Source organism: Streptomyces sp. NPDC057654 (genome assembly GCF_042800135.1).
Classification (GTDB): Bacteria; Actinomycetota; Actinomycetes; order Streptomycetales; family Streptomycetaceae; genus Streptomyces.
Window position 1 is genome coordinate 1 of record NZ_JBHVHQ010001230.1, and the last position, 1887, is coordinate 1887.

Sequence of the window (1887 nt, forward strand, 5' to 3'; positions counted from 1 at the left end):
GCACCAGCGTCGCCCGGTCGACGGTGCGGGCGGCGTCGAAGAGGGCCAGCCCCTGCTCCGTCGTCAGCGGGGGCATGCCGGAGCGGGCCAGGCGGCGGACGTCGGCGTCGGCGAGGTGGCCGGTCAGGGCGGACCGCTGGTCCCACAGGGTCCAGGCGAGGGACTGGGCGGGCAGCCCCGTGGCGCGGCGGCGCTGGGCGAGGGCGTCGAGGAACGCGTTGGCCGCCGCGTAGTTGGCCTGCCCCGGTCCGCCGAAGGTACCGGCGGCGGAGGAGAAGAGCACGAAGGAAGAAAGATGGTGATGGCGAGTCAGCTCGTGCAGGTTGAGCGCCGCGTCGGCCTTGGGCCGCATCACGGTGTCCACGCGCTCGGGGGTCAGTGCGGTGACGATCCCGTCGTCCAGCGCGCCCGCCGTGTGCACCACGGCGGTCAGGGGGTGCTCGGCGGGTACGGCCGCGAGGCGCTCGGCGAGCGCTTCGCGGTCGGCGGCGTCGCAGGCGACGACCGTGGCCTCGGCCCCGAGCGCGGCCAGTTGGGCGCGCAGCTCCTGCGCGCTCTCGGCCGCCGGGCCGCTGCGGGAGAGCAGCAGGAGATGCCGGACGCCGTGCTCGGCCGCGAGGTGCCGGGCGATGTGCGAGCCGAGCAGTCCGGTGCCGCCGGTGACCAGCACCGTGCCGTCCGGGTCGATGGCGGCGGGCTCCCCGGTCTCACCCGCCGCCACCTTGACCAGTCGGGGCGTGAGCAATTGACCACTGCGGAGGGCTAGTTGCGGCTCGCCGGAGGCGAGGGCCGCCGCGAGCGCGGAAGTACCTTCGGGAGCTCCATCCAGGTCGAGGAGGACGAAGCGGCCGGGGTGCTCGGTCTGGGCCGAGCGCACCAGGCCCCACACGGCGCTCTGGGCGAGGTCCGGTACGTGCTCGCCGTCGGTCACGGCGACCGCGCCCCTGGTGAGGAAGGCGAGGCGCGACTGTGCGAACCGATCGTCGGCGAGCCACGTCCGTACGGCCTGGAGCGCCCGGTGCACGGCCGCCCGCACGGAGCCCGGGGTCTCGTCGCCGTTCTCCACCCCTCGGGAGAGGAGCACGGCATCCGGCACGGGCGCCCCGGCGTCGAGGGCGGCGATCAGCGATTCCAGGTCCGTCCACACCTCTGGCGGCGGCCCCGCGGGGGCCGTGGGAGCCATGAGGGCAGGGCCCGCTGGGGCCCATTCGACCTGGAAGAGGCTCTCGTGGAATCCCGTACGGCCGGGGGCGAGCTGCCCGGTGTCAGCCGGCCTGAGGGTCAGGGACTCGACCGTCGCGACGGGCCGGCCGGCCGGGTCGGCGGCCAGGAGCGAGACCGCGTCGCGCCCGTCCGGCGCGAGCCGCACCCGCAGGGCGGTGGCCCCCGATGCGTGCAGCGTCACGCCCGTCCAGGAGAACGGCATCCGCCCCTCGGGGTGCTCATCCGCGCCGGGCGCGCCGGGCAGGCCGGTGGCGTGCAGCGCCGCGTCCAGCAGCGCCGGGTGCAGCCCGAAGCGGTCGGCGTCCTGGCGCGGCCCGTCCGGCAGGACCACCTCGGCGAACGTCTCGTCGCCGCGCCGCCAGGCGGCCCGCAGCCCCTGGAACGCGGGCCCGTAGACGAACCCGCCCTCGGCGAAGCGCTCGTACGTGCCCGCCGCCGCGACCGGCTCCGCCCCGGCCGGGGGCCAGGCGCCGCCCGGCTCGAAACCATCGAACGCGTCGATGGCGCCCCCAGCCTCCGCTGCCTCCGGAGCCAGGACGCCGGAGGCGTGGCGCGTCCACTCGCCGTCGTCGTCGGCCCCGTCCGGGCGGGCGTGCAGGGTCAGCGGGCGGCGGCCCCGCGGGTCGGGGGCGCCGACGGTCAGCCGCAGCACCGCCCCGCCGT

The 1887-nt window shown here is 77.0% G+C and carries 1 protein-coding gene; it reads right to left on the bottom strand.

Annotated features, from left to right (window positions below; all coding sequences use genetic code 11):
* The coding region (locus ACFU99_RS42295) for an SDR family oxidoreductase (protein WP_384403751.1) at nucleotides 1–1876 on the bottom strand (1876 nt) is incomplete at its 3' end.
* Nucleotides 1877–1887: the final 11 nt, after the last annotated feature.